Source organism: Curtobacterium sp. Curtsp22 (assembly GCF_059492135.1).
Genome location: NZ_CP168519.1, coordinates 495255 through 516233 on the forward strand (window position 1 = coordinate 495255; position 20979 = coordinate 516233).

The window sequence follows — 20979 nt, forward strand, 5'->3', positions numbered from 1 at the left end:
GTGTCCGACAGCGGAGAACGCTCCGAGCAGGCGACGCAGAAGCGCATGCGCGAGGTCCACCAGAAGGGCCAGATCGGGCGGTCGCAGGACCTCGGCGCGTGGATCGGGATCGCGGTCGCGGCGCTCATGATGCCGTCCGCGATCGGCAACGCCGCCGCCGCGGGCTCCGAGCAGCTCCGAGCCGTGCAGCGCGTCATCGCCGACCCGACGATCGGCACCATGAACGCCGTCTTCCACGAGGCCCTCGGCTCGCTCGGCGGGACCCTCGGCCCGATGCTCGGGGTCGTCGCCGTCGCCGTGCTGGCCGCAGCGGTCGCGCAAGGCGGCGTGCACGTCCGGAAGTTGACCCCGCAGCCCGAGCACTTCGACCCGATCCAGGGCCTGAAGCGGGTGTTCGGTACCCAGGCGCTCTGGAACGGGTGCAAGGCGCTCCTCAAGACCGCCGTCGTCGGCCTCGTCCTCTGGATGGCCGTGCAGGCACTCGTCCCCGTCCTCATGACGAGCGGGTCGCTGCCGCTGTCCGCTGTGCTCGACGCCGCGGCCGCCGGCACCGGCACCCTGCTCAGGGCGGCGATCGTCGCCGGCCTGGTCCTCGCCGCGCTCGACGTCTTCGTCGTGATCCGCCGCAACCGCAAGCGCACGATGATGACCAAGCGCGAGGTCAAGGACGAGAACAAGCACGCCGAGGGCGACCCGCTCGTGAAGTCCCAGCGCCGGTCCCGACAGCTCGCGATGAGCCGGAACCGGATGGTGCAGGCGATCGGCACCGCGGACGTCGTGATGACGAACCCGACGCACTACGCCGTCGCGCTGTCGTACGAACCGGGCAAGTCCGCGCCGCGCGTCGTGGCGAAGGGCGCCGGTCCGGTCGCGGCGATGATCCGCGACAAGGCGCTCGAGGCCCGGGTGCCGATCGTCCAGGACGTCCCGCTCACGCGTGCGCTGCACGCCGCGTGCGAGCTCGGGCAGGAGGTGCCGGTCGACCTCTACACGCCGGTCGCCCGCGTGCTGTCGTTCGTCATGGCGCTCAAGGCCAGGGGAGCGGCGGCCGGGACGCACGCCCCGCCGCGGCCGACCACCCCGGACGAGGTCGCGACGGTCATCGACCCGGCCACGATCAGCGGGGACCTCCGGCCCCGGAAGCTCCGCCCGAACTCGACTCCCGAAGGGGTGCCCGCATGAACCGCAAGGACCTGCCGAAGCTCGTCGTCCCGGTCTTCATCGTCGGCATCATCCTGCTGCTGATCCTGCCGGTGCCGTCCTTCCTGCTCGACTTCCTCATCATCTGCAACATCCTGCTGGCGCTGGTGATCCTGCTCACGACGCTGTTCGTGAAGAAGCCGCTCGACTTCTCGGTGTTCCCGTCGCTGCTGCTCGTCGCGACGCTGTTCCGGCTCGGCCTGAACGTCGCGTCGACGCGGCTCGTCCTGGGCGAGGGGTTCGCCGGCGACGTCATCCAGGCGTTCGGCCACGTGGCGGTCTCCGGCTCGATCATCATCGGCGCGGTGATCTTCCTGATCCTCGTCGTCATCCAGTTCGTCGTCGTCACGAAGGGCGCCGAGCGCGTCGCCGAGGTCGGGGCACGGTTCACGCTCGACGCGATGCCCGGCAAGCAGATGGCGATCGACGCGGACCTCAACGCGGGGCTCATCACCGACGCCCAGGCGAAGGAACGCCGTGCCGCCGTGTCCGCCGAGGCCGACTTCTACGGCGCCATGGACGGTGCGTCGAAGTTCGTCAAGGGCGACGCGATCGCCGGCATCCTCATCATCGTCATCAACCTCGTCGGCGGCATCGCCATCGGCATGGTGCAGAACGGGCTGTCGATCACCGACGCCCTGTCGAAGTACGGCATCCTGACCATCGGCGACGGGCTGGTCACGCAGATCCCGGCGCTCCTCATGGCGGTGTCGACGGGCATGATCGTCACCCGCTCCGGCGCCGAGACCGAGATCGGCACCTCGGCGTCGCAGCAGCTCACCCAGTCGCGGAACGCCCTCGTGATCGCGGGCGTCGCGGCGATCGCGATGGGGTTCATCCCCGGCATGCCGATCGTCCCGTTCCTGGTCATCGGCGCCACGCTGCTCGTCATCGGGTGGCGCCTCGGGCAGAACACCAAGCGCGAGGAGGCTGCCCTCGCCCAGCAGCAGGCCATGGAGGCCGCCGCGCCGAGCGCCGACACCCCCGAGGACCTCATCGAGCAGATGCGCGTGCACGCCCTCGAGATCCTGCTCGCGCCCGACCTGGTCGACATGGTGTCCGGCGCCTCGGACGACCTGCTCGGCCGCGTCCGGGCACTCCGCCGGAAGATCGCGATCGACATGGGGATCGTCGTCCCGCCCGTCCGGACCCGCGACAGCATCGAGCTCCCGCCGTCGACCTACGCCATCCGCATCGCCGGTGTCGAGGCCGGCCGGGGCACCGCACCGTCGCGCAGCGTGCTCGCCCTCGGCGACCACCTCGAGGGGCTCCCGGGGGAGACCACCGTCGAACCGGTGTTCGGCCTCGCCGGCAAGTGGATCCCCGCCGAGCTCCGGCACGCCGCCGAGATGACCGGCGCGACCGTCATCGACCGCGTCTCCGTGCTCGTCACCCACCTGCAGGCGATCATCGGCGACAACGCCGCGCGGCTCCTCACCCGCGAGGACGTCAAGGTCCTCACCGAGGGCGTCAAGCAGGTCAACCCCGCGGCCGTCGAGGAGCTCGTCCCCGGGATGCTCTCGCTCGCCGAGCTGCAGCGGGTCCTGCAGGGCCTGCTCGCCGAACGGGTCCCGATCAACGACCTCGGCCGGATCTGCGAGGGCCTCACGCTCCGCGCGAAGGTGTCGACCGACCCGGAGGGGCTCGTCGAGGCCGCCCGCGCCGCACTCGGCCCCGCGCTGCCCGCCCGGTACCTCGACGCCGGCACGCTCCGGGTCATCATGATCGACCCGCTGCTCGAGCAGTCGATGCTCGAGGGGCTCCGGCCGTCCGAGCAGGGGACCCAGATCGTCCTCGACGCCCACCGCATCGAGCAGGTCCTCGGGTCGCTCCGGGAGGCCGTCCGTTCCGTCGAGGACCAGGGGATCTCCGCCGTCCTCGTCTGCGCCCCGCAGCTCCGCCCGGCCGTGCACCGCATGGTCTCCGCGCAGTCGAACGGCCTGCCGGTGCTCTCCTACCAGGAGGCCACCGCCGCGGGCTCCACCATCGAGACCGTGGGAGTGGTCCGTGCCGCCGACCCGATTGCAGCGTAACGGCGCCACGCTCGACGAGCTCCGGGACGCCGTCCGCTCGGAGTTCGGACCGGGCGCACGCATCGTCGCCGCCGAGCGCGTCACCACACCGGGGATCGGCGGGCTGTTCCGCAAGGCGCACGTCGAGGCCACCGTCGAGGTCCCCGGCCCCGACGACGTCCCGACCGCGCGCGTCGCCATCGCCGACTCGCCGGTCCAGCGGGTGGGCATCGCCGCGCTCCTGGCCGATGCCGAAGCCGCGGAGGCGCGCATCGCCGGCCACGACGGCACCGCGTCCACGCGGGCCGACGCGTTCGCGTCGGTGCTCGACGGGTTCGTCGCCGACGGGATCACGGGGAGCGCCCCGCGCCCGACGCGTGCACTGCCGGAGGCGGGGGCCGAGGAGCCGGGCGGGTCGCGCCTCCTGGACCTGCCCGGTCCGTCCGCGGTGCCCGTCGCGTCCGTCGTGCCCGGTCCGTCGGTCGTTCCTGGAGGGACGGCTCGGCTCGTCGACGACGTCGTGGCCGAGCAGCTGGTCGCCGCCACCGCGCCCACCCGGCCCGTCCCGTCGGTCCGGTCCGCCGACGGCGACCTCGTGCTGCTCGTCGGGCGTCCGAACGACGTGGACGCAGCCGCCGGGATCTTCGCGACCCGGCACGCACTGCGGCCGACCGACGCGGCCGACCGGCGGAGCGGGATCCTCGCCCGGGCCGAGGGCGTCCGCGACGGGTACGCGCTGCTCGCGGTCGCCGCCTGGGACGACGTCGCGACGGCCGCCGGACTCGCACCCGACCAGGTCTGGGTCGTCGTGGACGTCGGTCGGAAGCACGAGGACTCGGTCCGCATGCTCGCCGCCGTCGCCGACCGGGCCCACGTGGCGGGGGTCGTGGCGATCGGCGCGGGGGAGACCGCCACGCCGGAGTCGGTGCACCTGCTGGGAGTCCCCGTCGTGTCGCTAGGCTGAACGGGTGCTGGTACTCACGCGGAAGGTCGGCGAGCGGATCCTCGTCGGTGACGACATCGTCATCACGGTGCTCGACAGCCGCGGGGACGGCGTCCGGATCGGTATCGACGCGCCTCGCGGGGTGAAGATCCAGCGCGAAGAGGTCGTGCGCGCGGTGACCGAGGCCAACGCCGAGGCCGCTGCCGCCGGCGCCGGGGACGACGCCGAGGCGCGGCTCCGCCGGGCCCTCGAGGACCGCGGGCCCGCCGGCGACGCCTGACGCGCCCCACGTCCAGCACTAGGCGCGGGGCTTCTTCTCCTGCTCGGGGAGGCGACCCGCGGCCGCCTCGGCGGCGAACCATGCCTGCGCCTCGTCCTGCCTGGCCTGCTCGGCACCGAGCGCGATCGGTGCGCGGACGTGGCCGGCCTCGTACCCGAACGAGTGGAGCAGCTGCGGGATGACCGGTCGGACCCGGGCGACGAGGCGGTCGATGTAGGCCGAGACCGCCCGCGCCCGCTGCGCCGTGATGCGCCCGTGCATGAGGTACCAGTCGAGGTGCTGCTCCAGCAGGCCGAGGGCGAACAGGTCGCGGAGCCAGACGAGCACGCGGCGGGTGTCTCCCGGCGGGACCTCGTCGATGGCCTCGGTGAAGGCCTCCCACTGCATGAGCTCCGCGTGGGCCTTCGCCGCCTCGATGAGCTCGTGCTGCGAGCGGTTGAGCAGTCGGGCGCCGCGTGCGCGGTCCTTGCCGGCCGACGCGAGGCGCATGCCGATCTCGGTGACCATCGTGTCGACGCGGCCGGCGAGCAGGTCGCGCTGCGTCCTGGCGTCCTGCAGGTCCGTGACGGAGGCGGCGAGCGAGCCCCGGTCGGTCATGGTCTGTCCGAGGCGTCGGAGACCGGTGGCGTCGGCGAGCTTCGTGGCCGCCTGGGCCGCCACGAACTTCGCGGTCGACGCCGGGTCCTTCGGCGCCTTCGCGCGGAAGTCGGTGAGCAGGCGCTTGCCGACGAGCTGGAGCAACACGGTGTTGTCGCCCTCGAACGTCACGTAGACGTCGAGGTCGGCGCGGAGTCCGGTGAGGCGGTTCTCGGCGAGGAACCCGGCGCCACCGCAGGCCTCGCGGCACTCCTGGAGCGTGTCGAGGGCCGACCACGTGGACATCGACTTGAAGGCCGCTGCCTGGGTCTCGAGGTCCTCGCGACGCTGCGGGGTGTCCTCACGCCCGCTGAACACGTCGTCGAAGGTGCGGAGGAGCTTCTCGTGGGCGAACGACTGCGCGAACACCGTGGCGAGGCGGGGGATCAACCGGCGCTGGTGCCGGCCGTAGTCGAGCAGGACGCCCTCGGTGCCGTCGCCCGTCGGGAACTGGCGACGCTGTGCCGCGTACGTCAGCGCGATCTCCAGGCCGATCTTCTGGGCGACGACCGCGGCGCCGTCGAGCGACACGCGGCCCTGCACGAGGGTGCCGAGCATGGTGAAGAAGCGGCGACCGGGCGAAGCGATCGGCGAGGAGTAGGTGCCGTCCTCGGCGACGTCGCCGTAGCGGTTCAGCAGGTTGGTGCGGGGGACGCGCACGTGGTCGAAGTGCAGCCGGCCGTTGTCGATGCCGTTCAGGCCGCCCTTGTAGCCGTCGTCCTCGCCGCCGACACCGGGCAGGAACGCACCCTCGGCGTCGCGGAGCGGCACGTAGAACGCGTGGACGCCGTGGTCGACGCCCTGCGTCACGAGCTTCGCGAAGACGACGGCGGCCTTGCCGTGCAGGGCGGCGTTGCCGATGTAGTCCTTCCACGCACCGCGGAAGGGCGTGTGGATCTCGAACTCCTGGGTCGCCGGGTCGTAGGTCGCCCGCGTGGCGATGCTCTGGACGTCCGAGCCGTGCCCGGTCTCCGTCATCGCGAAGCAGCCGGGGACCTCGAACGAGACGATGCCCGGCAGGAACTCGCGGTGGTTCCGTTCGGTGCCGAGGTGGTGCACGGCCGAGCCGAACAGCCCCCACTGCACGCCGGCCTTGATCTGCATCGAGGGGTCGGCCGTGGTGAGCTCCTCGAACGCGGCGAGGTTGCCGCCGTGGTTGCTCGAGCCGCCGAACTCCTCGGGGTAGGGGCGCTGGATCGCTCCCGCGTCGACGAGGATGCGGAGCTGGTCGAGCGTCCGGGCGCGGGCGTCGGCGTAGGGCATGCCCTCGACCTTGTGCATCGCCGGGTCGAGTGCGAGTCGTCGCGAGGCACGGCGGTCGTCCGCCCAGCGGCCGAGCAGGTGCTCGGCGAGCAGGTCGACGTCGATCCGGACGTCGGTGTCCGTCCCGCCGGCGGGCGTGCCCGCGGCGGGGTCGCCCGCGGCGTCTGCCTTGGGCGTGTTCGTGCTGTGGACGGGTGCGGTGTCGACCATGGTCGGAGCCCTCCTGAACTGCTCTGTCCGGTGTTGCAGAACCCACGCTATTGATCGGACCCGCGAGTCGCGTGAACGCCGTCCGGGGCTGACAACGCACGGGGCGCTCTGGTCCGACACGGTGGTGGGAACCCTCCAAAGCGTCGACCGTCATTTCTTGAGCAGGGCTAGACGATTGTGCGCGAGCGGACGGGCGAGGGCAGACTGTCCGGCATGTCAGGTACCACCACGCCCGCACGCGGGCGGACCTTCTTCGGGCAGCCGTTCGAGTTGTCGACGCCGTTCGCCGTCGAGCTCTGGGAGCGGTTCTCGTTCTACGGGATGCAGGGCATCGTCCTCATCTACATGTACTACACGCTCTCGCAGGGCGGGCTGGGCATCGACAAGGGCGTCGCCAGCGGGATCATGGGTGCCTACGGCGGAGCCGTGTACCTGTTCACGATCATCGGGGCGTGGATCGCCGACCGGCTGCTCGGTGCGGACCGGACACTGTTCGGCAGCGCCATCGTCGTCATGCTCGGGCACATCGCCCTCGCGCTCATCCCCGGTGTCGCGGGCGTCGGCGTCGGCCTCGTGCTCGTCGCGCTCGGCTCCGGCGGGCTCAAGGCCACGGCGACGACGATCGTCGGCGGGCTCTACAGCCGGGACGACCCCCGTCGTGACGCCGGCTTCTCGCTCTACTACCTCGGCGTGAACCTCGGGGCGTTCTTCGGTCCGCTCCTGACCGGCCTGCTGCAGAGCTCGCTCGGCTTCCACTACGGCTTCGGCCTTGCTGCGGTCGGCATGGCGGCCGGGCTCGTGCAGTACGCGATCCGCCGCCGCAAGCTGCCGGAGTCCGTGCGGCACGTCACGAACCCCGTCGACCGCCGTCGGCTCCCGCTCATCGGCGTGCTCGTCCTCGTGGCACTCGCGGTGATCGTGGTCGCCGTGCTGACCGGGCTCCTCAACGTCGACAACCTGCCCACCGTGGTCGTCGCCATCGTCATCCTCGCCACGATCGGGTACTTCGTGGTGATCCTCTCGAGCGGCATCACCGCGCAGGAGCGGTCGCGCGTGTTCGCCTTCATCCCGCTGTTCATCGGCAGTGCGGTGTTCTGGTCGCTGTACCAGCAGCAGTTCACCGTCGTGACCGTCTACTCCGACGAGCGCCTCGACCGGTCCCTGTTCGGCTGGGAGATGCCGGTCTCGTGGGTGCAGTCGATCAACCCGGTCTTCATCATCGTGCTGTCCGGTGTGTTCGCGGCGATCTGGACGAAGCTCGGCGACCGCCAGCCGTCCACCCCGACGAAGTTCGCCCTCGGCACCGGCATCATGGGCGTCGCGTTCCTGCTCTTCCTGCCCTTCGTCGGCACCGGGCAGAACGGCACGCCGCTGCTCGCCCTCGTCGGGATCCTGCTCGTCTTCACGATCGCCGAGCTCCTGCTGTCGCCGGTGGGGCAGTCGGTGGCCACGAAGCTCGCACCGCCGAAGTTCCAGACGCAGATGGTGGCCCTGTTCTTCCTGTCGGTGTCGCTCGGCACCGCAGTCACGGGGGTGCTCTCGCAGTACTACGACCCGACGGACGAGGCGCCGTACTTCGCCGTCCTCGGGCTCGTCGCCGTCGCGGTCGGTGTCGTCCTGCTCGTCCTCGCCAAGCCGGTGCTGAAGCTCATGCGCGGCATCCGCTAACCTGAGGGCAGCCAGACCGGCCCCGGAACCAAGGAGTCACCAATGCTCGAACTCATCGCAGGCGTCATCATCGGCATCGGCGTGCTCGGTGGCGTGGGGGTCTGCATGGCCTTCGCAGCCATGATGAAGAGCGGCAACGAGGAGTACTAGCCCTCGGTGTCCGGTGCCGGTTCGATCGGCACCAGCTGACGACTCAGGACGGTCGCGCGCTCGAACGGGCCGCGGCCGTCCTTCGTGTACACGGGTTCCTCGAACGCGACCGTCCAGGTGCGCTGGGTCCCGCCGAGCTGGCTGCCGCCCGGTGCGACGATGACGCCGATCGGTTCGTCAGCCCACTGCTCGCCGCCCTGGTCGGTGTCGACGACCTGCACGAGGGCGCCGATGCCGAGGCCCGGTCGGTCGTCGGGGCGGGGGCTGGGGGAGCGGCGTCCGAACACGCGCCCACCGTACCGTGCGCGGGTCAGTTCCAGATGGAGATCCAGTCGACGGACACGGTGCCCGTCGCGTCCGTCGGGACGGCGCCGTGATCGGTCCACGTCTCGCCCTGCAGGGTCACGCGCATCGGCTTCGTCGGCACGGCCTCGGTGGTGGAGGAGACGAGCTCCCCGTCCCAGTAGAAGCGGACGATGCCCGTGTCCCACTCGGTGGTGGCGACGTGGTACTCGGTGGTGTCGGTCTTCGCGTGGACCTGCACCGAGCGGTCGTACTTGACGTGACGGTTCGCGTACGTTCCCGGGATCGCGGACGCGGGGCGCGGCGATGCTCCGAGCGTGAGTGACTCCGGCCAGTCGATCTCGCCGTCGTTCCAGTCGTCGGAGGACGGCCACAGCATGCCGACGAACTTGTACCCGTCGGTGACCGTGGTCTTGTAGCGGATGCTGACCCGTGCCGTCGTGTGCGGTGCGTACCCGTCCGGCATGACGGCGGCGACGAGCGGTCGGCCGCCCTCGGAGTGGAAGTCGAAGTCGAGGTTGCCGTCGGCGACGGACAGCACCTTCGCAGGGGCGTACGTGCCGAGTCCGCTGGTGTCCTGGAATCCGTCGTAGAGGCCCATGCCGGGGTAGACGGATGCCACCGTGCCGAGTGCGGCGGGCTTCGTGAAGTCCTCGGCGTACGACTGCCGCCAGGTGCGTCCGTTCGACGTGACGTCGCCGACCGGGAGCGTCGTCGGCACGGCGGTCGGGGTCGCAGTCGGGGTCGGGGTGGGTGTGGGCGTCGGTGTCTGCTTCGGCGTCGGTGTGACCAGCGGAGTCGCTGTGGCGGTGGTCGGTGCCGCTGTCGACCCCGGTGCCGTGGAGGACGGGACACACGCAGCGAGCGCGCCGGCGACGAGGAGCCCGGTGACGATCGCGCCTGCGGTGCGTGTGGGAGTGGTCACGGTATGGTCCCTGCTGGAGTCGGTGGAGCTCCTGGCGATCGTAGTCAAGGAGTGCCCGGCGGCCTGCTGTTGCCGGCACCCCAGTCCGGGGGTGGCGGGAACGGTCGCCCTGGTCGCACGACATGCCGTGCACCCATCGCCGGGGTCGCACGAGGTGCCGCTGCTGCCGGCGCCGGGCGGCAGTTCGTGCGACCCCGGCGGCCCGCGAACGGGCGGTCGACCCGCGGACGGGACGGGACGCGCGCCTACGCCCCCACGGCAGCCCGCGCGATCTCGGTGATCGACGAGTGCCCGGTGTCCGGGTGCTTGCGCATCGACAGGAGCCGCTCCATCGAGGGCTCCAGCGCCGTGACCTTGTCGAGCGGCGCACTCACGACGAGCTGGAACCCGAGCCGCAGCCACGCCGTCACCGCACGCCCCGCGAACTCCGAGTCCGCCTTGATGAAGGCCTCGTCCAGGAACACCGGCGCGAACCGCGGCCGCGGCCGGGTCTCGTCGCCGAGCTGGTACCGGAGCGCGGCACCGACGATGAACGCCACGAGCTCCTGCGTCTCACCGCCGGACTTGTCACCGAGGGACGAGTACACGCCGAGGTCGTTGCCCTCGGTGTCGTACCGCACGGCCGTGATCTCCATGTGCCGCCGGACGTCGAGCACAGCGTCGCGCTGCGTGGTCCGGCCACCACGCGGGACGGACGGGTCGGGGCGGATGACGGCCATGAAGCGTCGGAGCCGGCGGAACCGGGTCTCGAGCACGTCGTCGGTCAGCTCGGTGTCGACGGACGCCGACAGTGCCCGCAGCTCCCGGCGGAAGGCCGTGACCTCTTCGCGCGTGACCCGGCGGATCTGGATCTTGAGCCGGTCGCGGTTCGCACCGAAGGGCAGCTCGCGGAGGATCTCGTTGACCGGTTCGAGCCGCTCCTCGATCTCGACGACGGCCCGGTCGAAGGCACCGGCGAGCGGGACGAGGTCCTCGCCGCTCCACTGCGACAGACGTCGGCGCCACTCGCTCCGGCGGGAGTGCAGGCCCGTCGCGACGATCTGGTCGAGGATGGCGCGGTAGTCGGGGTAGGACGCGACGCCGGTCCCGAGGTTCGGGTCCGGCCAGGCGTCCTGGTAGCGCTGGAAGGTCAGCGTCAACGCGGTCGAGGCCGAGGCGGCGCCGTCGAGCGCCTGCGCGAGGCGTTCCTCGAGCCGGCGCTTCAGTCGGCGGGTGGCGTCGTCGAAGCCGTCGACGCCGTCCGGCGCTCCGATCTCCTCGAACGTCTCGGACAGCAGCTGCGCCTGTCGGTCGTCCGGCAGGGCGTCAGGGGTGTCCTCGAAGCGCGACAGGATCTCGGCCGCGGCGTCCTGACCGTCCACGAGCACGGCGTGCCGCTCCTCGAGCCGGGCGACGGACTGGCGGGCAGCGGCGCGACGGTCCGACGCCTCGTCGAGGGACGCCCGGAGCCGACCCACGGCCGAACGCAGGGTGCGCAGGCCGTCGTCGGCGGCGAGGAGTGCTTGGCGTTCCTGGTCGAGGCGGGCGAGCGAGTCGTCGAGCCCGACGACGTCGATCGCCTCCCACGTGACGTCGACGATGTGCTGGTGCGCCGCGCGGAGGACGTCGAGCGCCGTGATGTCCTGCGCGACGTCGGTACGCCGGGCCTCGAGCGTGGCGAGGTCCTCGGCGATCGCGGCCAGCTCCTGCTCCACCGAGGCGACCCGCGCCTCGTTCGTGAAGCCGATGACGTTCGCCTGACGCCGGTCGCCGTGGGCACCGCGTCGACCGTCGCGGAGCTGCCCGGACTCGGTGACGCGCCGACCGCCGCCGCCGAGGTCCGCGGCGGACCCGACGCACCGGGCGTCGGTGCGGTCGGACTCGATGCGCTCGCGCACCCAGGTGCTGAACGGCGACTGCTTGATCGCGAGCTTGCCGGACACCATGGACGGGTCGCCGTCGACGTCGATGTGCGGCCCCGTCGGGACGCCTTCGAACTGCACGCGCACCGGCAGGCGGAGCGCGTCGATCGCCTCGCTGAAGTCGGCGAGGCGGTCCTGGTCGACCAGGAGCGTGCGGGCGACGGGCGCCAGGACCGACTCGATCGCCGTGCGCCACCGCTCCTCGCCGGGCAGCACGTCGAGCAGTTCGGCGACGAAGGGCAGCTCGGACGGGTCGATGCCGGCGGCGCGGGCCATCGCCAGTCGGGCCTCGTGCATCGGCAGCGGCATGGCGCCCTGTCGGTGCTCGAGCGACTGGCGCTCCTGGCGGAGGGACCGCTCGCGGTCGAGGAGCGGGTACTCCTCGCGGGTGAGGGCGTCACGGCGCTCGTCGAGCTCCGCGCGCGACGCGGGGTAGGTGCCGAGGAACTCGTGGGACGCCCGCTGCGCGGCGGTGAAGGACTGCTCGGTGGACACGGGCGACCCGAGCACGGCCGTCCGCTCGTCGAAGGTCGCCCGGGTGCGGACGACGGCGTCGCGCTCGCGCGTCCGACGGTCGATGCGGTCCTCGAGCTGCGCCAGCGCGTTGCCGCCCTGGTCACGGAGCCGGGCCTCGGCGTCCCGCAGCTCGATCTCGACCGCGGCGTGCCGGGCCTCCGCCGCGGCGACCTCGGCGCGGGCAGCCGTGCGTTCGCGCCCGTTGCGGTCCACCTCGGCGTCCAGGAGCGCACGCTTGCGCGATGCGGTCCAGTGCGCGAACGGGGAGACCTCGGCGCCGGTCGCGATCCCGACGAGCGCCTCGGCCGCGGCCCTCGAGCGCGCGATCTCGGCGTGCAGTTCGGTGATGGGGGAGAGGATGCGGACCTTGCGCTCCTCGGTGTCCATCGCCTCGTACGCCTCGTCGAGGGCGGAGAAGTGCGCGAGGGCACGGTCGGCGGCCTCGTACGTGCCCGGCGTCTCGAGCACGAGCGACTTGTACAGGGCGTCGACGGTCGGCAGGTGCTGCCCGGCCTGGATGCGCGCGAGGAGCCGCATCGCCCGGTTGCCGCCGCCGGAGTCGCCGATCCCGAGGCGGGCCTGCAGCGTGTACGCGAGCTCCTGGTAGGTGTCGCGGATGACGAGCCCCGGCACGCGTCCGGTGAGCTCGAGGTGGTGGAACCGCGTCGGCACGAACTCCTCGAGCCGGCGCAGGTCGAACGTGTCGTCCACCGTCGCCATGGTCATCTGGATGTCGCCGACGCCCCGCGCACGCTTCGGCACGATGTACGCGCGCAGCACCGTGAAGCGCCGCTCGTCGTCGTTCCGGAACGTCACCGCGACGGCACCCCACGTGGTCTGGTCGTCGCCGCGCAGGTTCACGTCGCGCAGGGCGCCGGACTCGGGGTCGCGACGGGTGTCCACCTTGCCGCGCAGGTACGTCAGCAGGTTCCGCTGGTCGGCACTGCGCGCGCGCCCGGTGGTCGCGTCGTTCGATGCCCCGTTGAACGGCACGTCCGACGGCATCATCACGGCGAGGTACGCGTCCATCAGCGTCGACTTGCCGGTGCCGGACGCGCCCGAGATGAGCGTCGCGGTGCCGGACAGCTCGACCTGGCGGTGGCCGTGGAAGCCGCCCCAGTTCACGACCTGCATCGACTCGGCGCGCCACTGCGCGACCGTGTCGAACAGCGCCGGGATCTCGAAGGTGTCGGTCACGCTTCCGTCTCGCCTTCGTCGTCGGTGTCGGTCTCGTCGGCCAGGAGGGACGGGTCGTCTCCGTCGGTCGGCTCGCCGTCCGGGGTGGTCGCGTCCCCGTGCGCGGTGGCGGTCCGCGACGCTGTGGTCGCCAACCACGTGTCCAGGTCGCGCAGCCGCTCCAGCGGGAGCAGCACCTCGACCACGCTCGCGACCCGGAACCGGTCCGGGTCGCTGGTCTTCAGCAGGATCCGGGCGGTCACGAGGCGTTCGACCGCCTTCGCCACGCGGCCCTCGTCACGGGTGCGGTCGGTCGCCGTCGCGGGGCGGAACCCGGCCACGTGCCCGAGGATCTCGGAGCGGTCGACGACGACCTGGTCCGGGCCCGGGCGGGTGTCGGCGCGGAGACGCATGCGCAGGTAGACGAGGACGATCGTCTCCTCACGCGTGTACGGGACGTCGCGCAGCAGCGTGGGGAAGCCGCGGCGCTGGCTCTCGGAGCGGGCCTGACGCTTCCAGGCGACCTCGCGGTCGCGGTCCACGTGCAGTTCGAGGAACAGGTCGTTGAGGCGCGAGCGGAGCTGGTACTCCGCGTCGAGCACGGCGCGCCACTCGTCGGCGTGCGTCCGTGCGCTGACGTAGGAGTTGCGGAGCAGCGCCACGAGGGCACGGCGCTGCCGGTCGTCCAGTCGGCCCTCGTCGCCCTCGAAGAGGGCGAAGCTCGTCTCGTCGCGCTCGTCGTCCTGCGGGACGGGTGCGGGGTCGTCGTAGGGGACCGTCTCGTCGACCGGTGCCGGCGTCGTGTCGCTCACCGCGCCTCCTGTGCGTGTTCGTCGTTCGTGTCTGGCGTCCGGTCGTGGCGTTCGTCGGTGAGCGCCGCGGTCGGCATGTGGAAGGTGACCGGGCTGCCGTCGGGACGGACCGTCCGGTGCTCCGCGAGGTGCGTGGCGGACTCGAAGTCCTCGTGACCGGTGAGGAGGTGCGCGAGCCCGAAGAGCTCGACCGGACGCCGCTGCTCCGGCGGCAGGCCGTGGAAAGCGTCGACGCTGGAGTCGGCCTCGGCCCAGCGCAGTGCCGCGCGGAGCTCGGTGAGGAGCGGTCCGCCGTGTCGCCGGAGCGTCTCCACGTCGAGTTCCTCGAAGACGTCGTCGTCCGGCTCCTCGATCGCGGGCGGCACGGACTCGGCGTCCGGATCGTAGAACCGTTCGCGCAGCGTGCCGACCTCGGCCGTCGCCGGCAGGAGACCGAGGGACAGCCGGTCGCGCGCCGACCCCTGCTCCATCCAGGTCGCGAGCCCCCGCTCGATCGACCGGATGACGGCGTCGAGTTCACGGTCGCGGGCGACGTCGTGCGCGACGATCTGGTCGCGCAGCGTCGCCGTGAGCTGTCGTCGCTGGGCGAGGACGTCCTCGATGCCCTGGCGGAGGATGACCACCGTGTTGCGGAAGGCCCGGCGCTCGGACGCGCCGAGGGAGTCCGCGAAGGGGTGGGCCAGGATCGTCGCGATGTCGTCTCGGAGCCGCAGCAGCAGGGCGTCGTCGCGGAGCAGCTCGAACGCCCCCTCGAACGCACGGCCCTCGGGGGTGGCCTGCATGAGGTTGTCCGTGCGGGCGAGGTAGTCGTCGAGGATCTCGCCGATCGGACGGACCTCTTGCCGGAAGTCCTCGACGATCGAGCGGTGCATCGTCGCCACCGCTTCCTCCACACGCTTGAAGTCGCTCGGGAGCTGGCGGATCAGGTCGGAGATGTTCGTGTAGCCGTCCCGCATCCGGGCGTCGTCCACGGTGTCCACGTCACCGTGTTCGAGTCGCGCCCGCTCGGCCTGGAGCTCGGCGATCTGCGCGTCGATGCGGCGGATCTGCACGTCGGGGTCGGGCTCGGCGCGGGCGGCCCAGCGGTGCACGGCGTCGACGATCATCGCGAGCCGGCTCTCGCTGATGAGCGCCCGGTCGGACGACAGGGCGTCGACGAGGGACAGGGCCTCGAGCGCGTGGCTCGTCAGGGAGTACTGCTCGTCGCCGTCGGGGGAGTTCGAGCGGACGAGCCACTGCGCGGCGACCCACTCGCGGCAGAGGGCGCGGCCGTTCGGTCGGGCGTCCTGCTCGGGCTGCTCCGCCTGCTCGCTCGCGGGGGTGCGCGCGCCGGCGGCCTGGAGCCGTGCGACGTGCTCCTCGACCTGCAGGTGCATCCGATCCGCGGGGACGTACTGCACGTCGCGGTCGAACACCGTGCGGAACACCGCGAGGACGACGGCGCTGGTCGGCCGGGACATCAGCCGGAGGGTCGGACGGTCGAGGACTGCCCGGACCCGGGCGAACTCGAGGTCGACGTCGGTCATGCGCCCCTTCGTCCGATCTTGCTCGTGACTGTCTCAACAGATGCGAAGAGCCCGACGCTGTTGCGCCGGGCTCTTGCGGGTGGGTGGGCGATACCAGACTCGAACTGATGACCTCTTCGGTGTGAACGAAGCGCGCTACCAACTGCGCCAATCGCCCCCTGCACTGTGCGTGCCAGTCGATAGTAGCGGATGCCGGGGCCGGTGCCGAACACGGCGCGCGTCCCGGGTGTGGCGCGGGTGGTGGAACCCGCCCGATCCGCATGAACACGGGGGACACGCCCGGTGAACGAGGAGGATTTTGGTGGATGCCCCCGGGTTCGTATAGAGTTTACGTCGTCGCCGCGACAGCGGGTCAGACAAGTGCGGATGTGGCGCAGTGGTAGCGCATCACCTTGCCAAGGTGAGGGTCGCGAGTTCGAATCTCGTCATCCGCTCGAGTGTGGTGTTCTCCGGAACGTCACGACTCACCAGAGGGTATCCCACCGTTCGGGTACTCACGGAGACGTGAACCTCGATGGTGGGGTGGCCGAGAGGCTAGGCAGCGGCCTGCAAAGCCGTCCACGCGGGTTCGAATCCCGTCCCCACCTCCAGTTCCACACTCCTCTGGGCGATTGGCGCAGCGGTAGCGCGCTTCCCTGACACGGAAGAGGTCACTGGTTCGATCCCAGTATCGCCCACCACAGCAGAAAGCCCCCGGGAAACCGGGGGCTTTGGTGTTTGATCAGCCACGACGCGGACCGCAGATCAGAGCACGTGGCATGGTCTCGGCGCGATCGAGCGTCCGCGTGTGCCCGTGGTGCGAGCTCGGCGTGTTCAGCGACCGGTTCAGCATCTGCGTCGGTCGCGCTCGACGGCCGACATCGGTGCCGGCGCTTCATCGGGTCGACCTCGATGAGGTGGAGCAACGGCGTCGCGGACAGGCTGGGCCGGTTTCGGGTGCGTGTGACGCCATGTGGCGATGGCGGCCGCTGCACCCGCTGGTGCTGACACCAGCAAGGGGAACTGCCAGATCCAGCCGCCGCCGGAGAACGCGACCACTCCCTGCATGCAGCCGGCAGCCAGCGCACCGGCGACGACCGAGTGGGTAGCGACGTGCACCGCCGTGTTCCGGACGGAGTTGAGGAGCCTGCCGGTGACGTAGGTGAACGGCAGTGCGACGGCCGCCCCGCCGATGCTGATGATGCCGGCGATGAACACCGTGGTCATGCCGAGGAACAGTGCGGAGCCATCGGCACCGGAGAACAGGCTGACCAGGATGCAGACCAGCAGCACGGTGGGGGTGGTGACACCGACCATCCACAGGTAGCTCTTGCCGACGAGCCCGAAGGTCTCACGTGCGGTCCATGTCCCCATGACTGCAACTATGCGGCAATCACGGTGCAGGCCTGTTGCTCCCGTACCGTTCGTGACCGAACAGTCAGGGTGCCGTCACGCTTGCTCAGAGTCTGCGCCATTCCGTTGACACCGCAGACGCCGACGCTGCCGTGCACCACGAGGAAGCCCCCGGGGCGTCGGGTCTCGCTCTCCGTCCCTTCGAGGACGCTCACGCCCAGAATGCGGTTCCCCTGCCGATCGCCCGGTCGCTCCCATCTACGGTTGTCCCATGTCCGACGTCGGTGCGCCCCGGCCGCTCTCCCGGGTGACGGTCTCGGTGATCTGGGCGCTCGCGGCCGCGTTCAACGCGGCGTTCGTCGCCTTCTTCACGTTGTACACGGAGGCTGATGACTGGGCTGTCGACCGTTCGGAGTCGACCGGGGCGTTCGACCCGTCGCAGTTGCTCCCGCACGATGCCGCGCTCTGGGTGGTCGCGCACGCCGCGCTCGGTCTCCTCGTCCTGCTCGACGGAGTGGGCATCGCGCTCTGGGTGCGATGTTTCCGGGCTGGTCGGTCGGGCCGTGCTCCCGGGCGAGTCGAGCGGTAGGGAGTCGGCCGGATCAGGCGAGACCGATGCAGTGCGCGAGCACGGCCTGCTGCACCGGTAGCAGGGATGCCTTGAACCCGTGTCCGACGAAGGCCGGGTGCGCGACGGCGTCCGCGCTGACCTCCCGCCCGCGCACGAACGGCGGACACGGGGCGAAACGGACGCCGGCCGGTGCGGTGTCGAGCAGGTCCGCCGTGACCCGGAACGGCTCGAGCGCCTCGGCATGCCGACCGGGCCCGTCGGTGATGACGACGTCGGCCGTCCGGATCGCGGTCGCGAGGTCGTCCGTCCACGCGGCTCCGGGGGTCGCGAGGTCGGCGGGGCAGCACTGCACCACGTCGAGCTGCAGGACACGTGCGGCCTCCTGCCACGCCCGGGCGATGTTGCCGTCGGCGCCCACGAAACGGAAGCGCAGCGTGCCGAGGTCGCGCTGCGCCCGCCGCAGGGCGTACAGGTCGGACAGCACCTCGCACGGGTGGTTCTCGTCGGTCATCGCGTTCACGACGGGGAGTGCTCCGGCACGCGCGAGGCCCTCGACGACGGTGAGGTCGTGGTGGCGGACAACGAGGACGTCCGCCCACGAGGCCAGGTAGCCGGCGACGTCCGAGAGCGCCTCGGGCTTGTCGAGCGTGGTGTCCGGGAACACGATCGGCTGCAGTCCCATCGTCGCGGCACCGCGCTCGAACGTGACCCGCGTGCGCAGGCTGGTCGCGGGGAAGAACATCACCGCAGAGCCGTCGGTCGTCGGCCCCTGACCGGTGCGGTACGCGTCCGCGAGGGCGAAGACCTCCTCGACCTCGTCTGCCGTCCAGTCGTCGAGCCGGGTCAGGGAGCGCATCGCACCAGCCTAGGGAACGGCGCGAGCCCCACGGCACGAGCCGATCGGGACGACGCGTCGTTCAGGACTCGCCGAGCGCGGACAGCACCTGGTGCCGGACGTCGGGTGCACCGTCGGCGTACCGGTCGACCAGGACGGTACGCATCCCCGCGGACCGGGCCCCGGCGACGTCGCGGACCGGGTCGTCGCCGACGAAGAGGCACACCGACGCGGGCACCCCCAGTGCGTCGGCGAGCGCGTGGAAGGCTCCTTCGTCGGGCTTCTGCACGCCGATGCGCTCCGAGATGCACACCACGTCGAGGGCGGTGTCGAGTCCGGTCGCGGCCAGCTTCTCGGACTGCTGCGCGGCGGACCCGTTCGTCAGCAGCCCGAGGCGGTAGCCGCGCGTCCGGAGCTCGCGGAGCAGCGGCACAACGTCCGGGAACGCACGCCAGGCGGCGCGGTAGGCGTCGAGGTACCGCTCGAACACGCTGTCCAGAGCGTCGGGGTCGCGGGGGAGCACGATCCCGAGCGGGGGCAGGACGGTCCGGAGCCGTTCGCGCCGCTGCTCCTGGAAGCCGATCTCGCCGGAGCGCCAGCGCTCGAAGTGCTCGTCCTCGGCGGCGGACCAGGCGTCGAGCACCGACGGGGTGACGGTGACGCCCAGCCCGGTGAGGAACTGCTCCGCGCCGGTGCGGGCGGCGCCCCGGTGGTCGAAGAGGGTCCCGTCGAGGTCGAACCCGACCGCTCGCGAAGGTGCCACGCGGCCAGGCTACGGCGTGTCCCGGCGACCGTACGATGGCGGGGATGGACATCTCACTGCGCCCCGGTACCCCCGACGACGTGGAGTGGGTCGCGGAGCTCCGGGCCGAGGTGCTCCGGGCCGACCTCCGCCGACTCGGCCGGTACGACGACGTGCGCGTCCGGGAGCGGCTGCGGCGCGGGTTCCTGCCCGACAGCACGCGGGTCATCGTGGTCGACGGTGCCGACGTCGGCTCCGTCACGGTCCGGGTCGACGGCCGCGACCGGTGGATCGAGCACCTCTACCTCGCGCCGCACCTGCAGGGGCGCGGCATCGGGTCGACGGTGCTGCGGAGCGTGCTGGCCGAGCCGCACGCCGGGGCCACGCGACTCATCGTGCTGCAGGGGAGTGCGGCACGGCGGCTCTACGAGCGGCACGGGTTCGTCCGTGACCACGAGGACGACGTCGACGTGGTGATGGTGCGTCCCGGCGACCCGGACCCCGTCACGTCGGCGTACTCGCGTCGCGCCGCCGAGTACATCGAGCACCTGGGGTCGATGACCTCCGTCCACCCGGCCGACGCGGCGCTGGTGACGGCGTGGGCGTCGACCGTCGACGGACCCCTGCTCGACGCCGGGTGCGGCCCCGGACACTGGACGGCACAGCTCGCCTCGCTCGGTCACGACGCACGGGGTGTGGACCGTGTCCCGGAGTTCGTCGCGCACGCCCGGCAGGCGCACCCAGGCGTCCCGTTCGCGGTCGCGGACGTCGACGCGCTCCCCGACGAGCCGGAGAGCCTCGGAGGCGTCCTGGCCTGGTACTCCTTGATCCACCACGACCCGGCTGCCCTGCGACGTCCGCTCGAGGAGTTCGCGCGGGTCCTCCGCCCCGGCGGCGGGCTGCTCGTCGGGTTCCCCACCGGACCGGACGTGGAGCCGTTCGACCACGCGGTCACCACCGCCCACCGGTGGTCGGTGGACCGCCTGGAAGCCGCGGTCTCCGCAGCGGGCTTCGACGTCGTCGAGACGGTCACCCGGGACGCCGACGACGCGACCCCGCGGCCGCACGGAGCGATCTCCGCGCGGCGTCACGACCGACCGGTCGCCGTCACCACCCCGGGACCTCGACGCGCACGGAACTGATCCGACCGGCCCGGGTCCGTGCCGTCACGGCGGGGTCGTAGCTGTCGGCGGTCGCGAGGTAGAGCGTGCGCCCGTCCTCGCCGCCGAGCGCACAGTCGATCGCACACCGACCCGGGGCCTCGATGCGGTCCGTCACCGTGCCGCCCTCGACGACCCGCAGGAACTCGCCGGTGTCGACGGAGCAGACCCAGACCGCGCCGTCGCGGTCGACGGTGCTGCCGTCCGGCGTGGTGCCGGCGGGGAGCGCCGCCCACTCGCGTCGTCCGGTCAGGGAACCGTCGGGCTCGATGTCGAACGCCGTCAGACGACCACCCCATGTCTCGCTGACCACGAGCGTCCGGGTGCCCGGGAGGACGTTCGCACTGTTCGGGAAGACGAGACCGTCCGCGGCGAGGCGGTGCGACCCGTCGGTGTCGATCACCCAGAGCGGGCCCGGGCGGAGCTCCTCACCGCCGTAGAGGTCGTATCCGAAGGCACCGATGTAGGTGCGGCCGGTGGCGTCGTCGACGACCAGGTCGTTGAGCAGCGAGGACTCGACCCCGGACAGGTCGGCGAACACCTCGGCCGCGCCGTCCTCGCCCACGGCTACCACCGTGCGGGACTCCATCGCGCTGACGATCAACCGGCCGTCCGGCAGCCACCCGAGGCCCGAGGACTGCCCGTCCACCGTGGTCTCGAGCCGGGGCTGCGCGGCCGGGCCGGGGCGCAGCGAGAACACCTCGCCCGTGTGCATGTCGGAGTACCAGAGCCGGCCGTCGTGCCAGCGGTTGCCCTCGGGGAACCGGATGTCGGTGACGACGTCGGTCGCGGTCGTGGAGTCGAGTGTGATGTGCACC

Annotated in this window: 17 protein-coding genes and 4 tRNA genes; 10 read left to right on the top strand and 11 right to left on the bottom strand. The window is 71.7% G+C overall.

Annotation, left to right across the window (positions count from 1 at the left end):
- The 4 genes from ACEN8D_RS02400 to csrA are packed head-to-tail and all read left to right on the top strand — an operon-like array spanning position 1 to position 4435.
- On the top strand, positions 1–1182 hold the full coding sequence (locus tag ACEN8D_RS02400; protein ID WP_309887594.1) for an EscU/YscU/HrcU family type III secretion system export apparatus switch protein: 1182 nt from the start codon (positions 1–3) through the stop codon (positions 1180–1182).
- Positions 1179–3233, top strand: a complete 2055-nt coding sequence (locus ACEN8D_RS02405) for a flagellar biosynthesis protein FlhA (protein WP_413399226.1) — start codon at positions 1179–1181, stop codon at positions 3231–3233. The genes ACEN8D_RS02400 and ACEN8D_RS02405 overlap by 4 nt, the downstream gene beginning before the upstream one ends.
- Positions 3208–4176: a hypothetical protein gene (locus ACEN8D_RS02410; protein ID WP_495601136.1), complete on the top strand. Its 969-nt coding sequence runs from the start codon at positions 3208–3210 to the stop codon at positions 4174–4176. Before ACEN8D_RS02405 ends, ACEN8D_RS02410 begins: the two co-directional genes overlap by 26 nt.
- A gap of 4 nt (positions 4177–4180) precedes the next feature.
- Positions 4181–4435 carry a carbon storage regulator CsrA gene (gene csrA / locus ACEN8D_RS02415; RefSeq protein WP_413461768.1) on the top strand — a complete coding sequence of 85 codons (255 nt, stop codon included), beginning with the start codon at positions 4181–4183 and terminating at the stop codon, positions 4433–4435.
- An 18-nt stretch (positions 4436–4453) separates the two neighbouring features.
- On the opposite strand, the gene ACEN8D_RS02420 is transcribed toward csrA, so the two are convergent.
- Positions 4454–6544, bottom strand: coding sequence for an acyl-CoA dehydrogenase family protein (locus ACEN8D_RS02420; protein WP_309887602.1), 2091 nt, complete (start codon positions 6542–6544; stop codon positions 4454–4456).
- Between the two features lie 213 nt (positions 6545–6757).
- Here ACEN8D_RS02420 and ACEN8D_RS02425 point away from each other — a divergent pair, with 213 nt between their 5' ends.
- Entirely contained in the window at positions 6758–8212 is a 1455-nt protein-coding gene (locus ACEN8D_RS02425; RefSeq protein WP_413399579.1) for a peptide MFS transporter, read from the top strand.
- Positions 8213–8358: 146 nt separating this feature from the next.
- On the opposite strand, the gene ACEN8D_RS02430 is transcribed toward ACEN8D_RS02425, so the two are convergent.
- The 6 genes from ACEN8D_RS02430 to ACEN8D_RS02455 form a co-directional block, all read right to left on the bottom strand.
- Entirely contained in the window at positions 8359–8649 is a 291-nt protein-coding gene (locus tag ACEN8D_RS02430; protein ID WP_309779514.1) for a hypothetical protein, read from the bottom strand.
- 23 nt (positions 8650–8672) lie between these two features.
- The gene (locus ACEN8D_RS02435) at positions 8673–9590 is read right to left on the bottom strand and encodes a glycoside hydrolase family 16 protein (protein WP_495601137.1); all 918 of its coding nucleotides are present in this window, start codon (positions 9588–9590) and stop codon (positions 8673–8675) included.
- A gap of 245 nt (positions 9591–9835) precedes the next feature.
- Complete coding sequence (locus ACEN8D_RS02440) at positions 9836–13204, bottom strand: ATP-binding protein (protein ID WP_413461303.1); 3369 nt, start codon at positions 13202–13204, stop codon at positions 9836–9838.
- The gene (locus ACEN8D_RS02445; protein ID WP_413398108.1) at positions 13201–13995 is read right to left on the bottom strand and encodes a DUF4194 domain-containing protein; all 795 of its coding nucleotides are present in this window, start codon (positions 13993–13995) and stop codon (positions 13201–13203) included. Before ACEN8D_RS02445 ends, ACEN8D_RS02440 begins: the two co-directional genes overlap by 4 nt.
- Positions 13992–15521, bottom strand: a complete 1530-nt coding sequence (locus ACEN8D_RS02450) for a DUF3375 domain-containing protein (protein WP_413398109.1) — start codon at positions 15519–15521, stop codon at positions 13992–13994. Before ACEN8D_RS02450 ends, ACEN8D_RS02445 begins: the two co-directional genes overlap by 4 nt.
- Positions 15522–15605: 84 nt before the next feature.
- A tRNA-Val gene (locus tag ACEN8D_RS02455) sits at positions 15606–15678 on the bottom strand.
- A 205-nt stretch (positions 15679–15883) separates the two neighbouring features.
- Between ACEN8D_RS02455 and ACEN8D_RS02460 the strand changes: the two genes are divergently transcribed.
- The 3 genes from ACEN8D_RS02460 (at position 15884) to ACEN8D_RS02470 (ending at position 16201) form a co-directional block, all read left to right on the top strand.
- A tRNA-Gly gene (locus ACEN8D_RS02460) sits at positions 15884–15955 on the top strand.
- Positions 15956–16037: 82 nt separating this feature from the next.
- A tRNA-Cys gene (locus ACEN8D_RS02465) sits at positions 16038–16111 on the top strand.
- Between the two features lie 15 nt (positions 16112–16126).
- A tRNA-Val gene (locus ACEN8D_RS02470) sits at positions 16127–16201 on the top strand.
- A 145-nt stretch (positions 16202–16346) separates the two neighbouring features.
- On the opposite strand, the gene ACEN8D_RS02475 is transcribed toward ACEN8D_RS02470, so the two are convergent.
- Positions 16347–16874, bottom strand: a complete 528-nt coding sequence (locus tag ACEN8D_RS02475; protein WP_413398110.1) for a hypothetical protein — start codon at positions 16872–16874, stop codon at positions 16347–16349.
- Between the two features lie 250 nt (positions 16875–17124).
- Between ACEN8D_RS02475 and ACEN8D_RS02480 the strand changes: the two genes are divergently transcribed.
- Complete coding sequence (locus ACEN8D_RS02480; RefSeq protein ID WP_413398111.1) at positions 17125–17442, top strand: hypothetical protein; 318 nt, start codon at positions 17125–17127, stop codon at positions 17440–17442.
- A 13-nt stretch (positions 17443–17455) separates the two neighbouring features.
- Here ACEN8D_RS02480 and ACEN8D_RS02485 read toward each other — a convergent pair whose 3' ends face one another.
- Together ACEN8D_RS02485 and ACEN8D_RS02490 are read right to left on the bottom strand one after the other, a co-directional pair.
- On the bottom strand, positions 17456–18280 hold the full coding sequence (locus ACEN8D_RS02485; protein ID WP_413398112.1) for an ornithine carbamoyltransferase: 825 nt from the start codon (positions 18278–18280) through the stop codon (positions 17456–17458).
- Between the two features lie 61 nt (positions 18281–18341).
- On the bottom strand, positions 18342–19022 hold the full coding sequence (locus tag ACEN8D_RS02490; RefSeq protein WP_413398113.1) for an HAD family hydrolase: 681 nt from the start codon (positions 19020–19022) through the stop codon (positions 18342–18344).
- A gap of 44 nt (positions 19023–19066) precedes the next feature.
- Here ACEN8D_RS02490 and ACEN8D_RS02495 point away from each other — a divergent pair, with 44 nt between their 5' ends.
- Positions 19067–20143: a GNAT family N-acetyltransferase gene (locus ACEN8D_RS02495; RefSeq protein WP_413398114.1), complete on the top strand. Its 1077-nt coding sequence runs from the start codon at positions 19067–19069 to the stop codon at positions 20141–20143.
- On the opposite strand, the gene ACEN8D_RS02500 is transcribed toward ACEN8D_RS02495, so the two are convergent.
- Positions 20109–20978: an SMP-30/gluconolactonase/LRE family protein gene (locus tag ACEN8D_RS02500; protein WP_402717617.1), complete on the bottom strand. Its 870-nt coding sequence runs from the start codon at positions 20976–20978 to the stop codon at positions 20109–20111. The two genes, ACEN8D_RS02495 and ACEN8D_RS02500, sit on opposite strands and share 35 nt — an antisense overlap.
- Position 20979 lies beyond the last annotated feature (1 nt).

Excerpts from the sequence above, each read along its gene's own strand:
- ACEN8D_RS02405 (WP_413399226.1), top strand. The coding sequence starts at position 1,179 with ATGAACCGCAAGGACCTGCCGAAGCTCGTCGTCCCGGTCTTCATCGTC.
- ACEN8D_RS02420 (WP_309887602.1), bottom strand. The coding sequence starts at position 6,544 with ATGGTCGACACCGCACCCGTCCACAGCACGAACACGCCCAAGGCAGAC.
- ACEN8D_RS02425 (WP_413399579.1), top strand. The coding sequence starts at position 6,758 with ATGTCAGGTACCACCACGCCCGCACGCGGGCGGACCTTCTTCGGGCAG.
- ACEN8D_RS02450 (WP_413398109.1), bottom strand. The coding sequence starts at position 15,521 with ATGACCGACGTCGACCTCGAGTTCGCCCGGGTCCGGGCAGTCCTCGAC.
- ACEN8D_RS02475 (WP_413398110.1), bottom strand. The coding sequence starts at position 16,874 with ATGGGGACATGGACCGCACGTGAGACCTTCGGGCTCGTCGGCAAGAGC.
- ACEN8D_RS02480 (WP_413398111.1), top strand. The coding sequence starts at position 17,125 with ATGTCCGACGTCGGTGCGCCCCGGCCGCTCTCCCGGGTGACGGTCTCG.
- ACEN8D_RS02485 (WP_413398112.1), bottom strand. The coding sequence starts at position 18,280 with ATGCGCTCCCTGACCCGGCTCGACGACTGGACGGCAGACGAGGTCGAG.
- ACEN8D_RS02495 (WP_413398114.1), top strand. The coding sequence starts at position 19,067 with ATGGACATCTCACTGCGCCCCGGTACCCCCGACGACGTGGAGTGGGTC.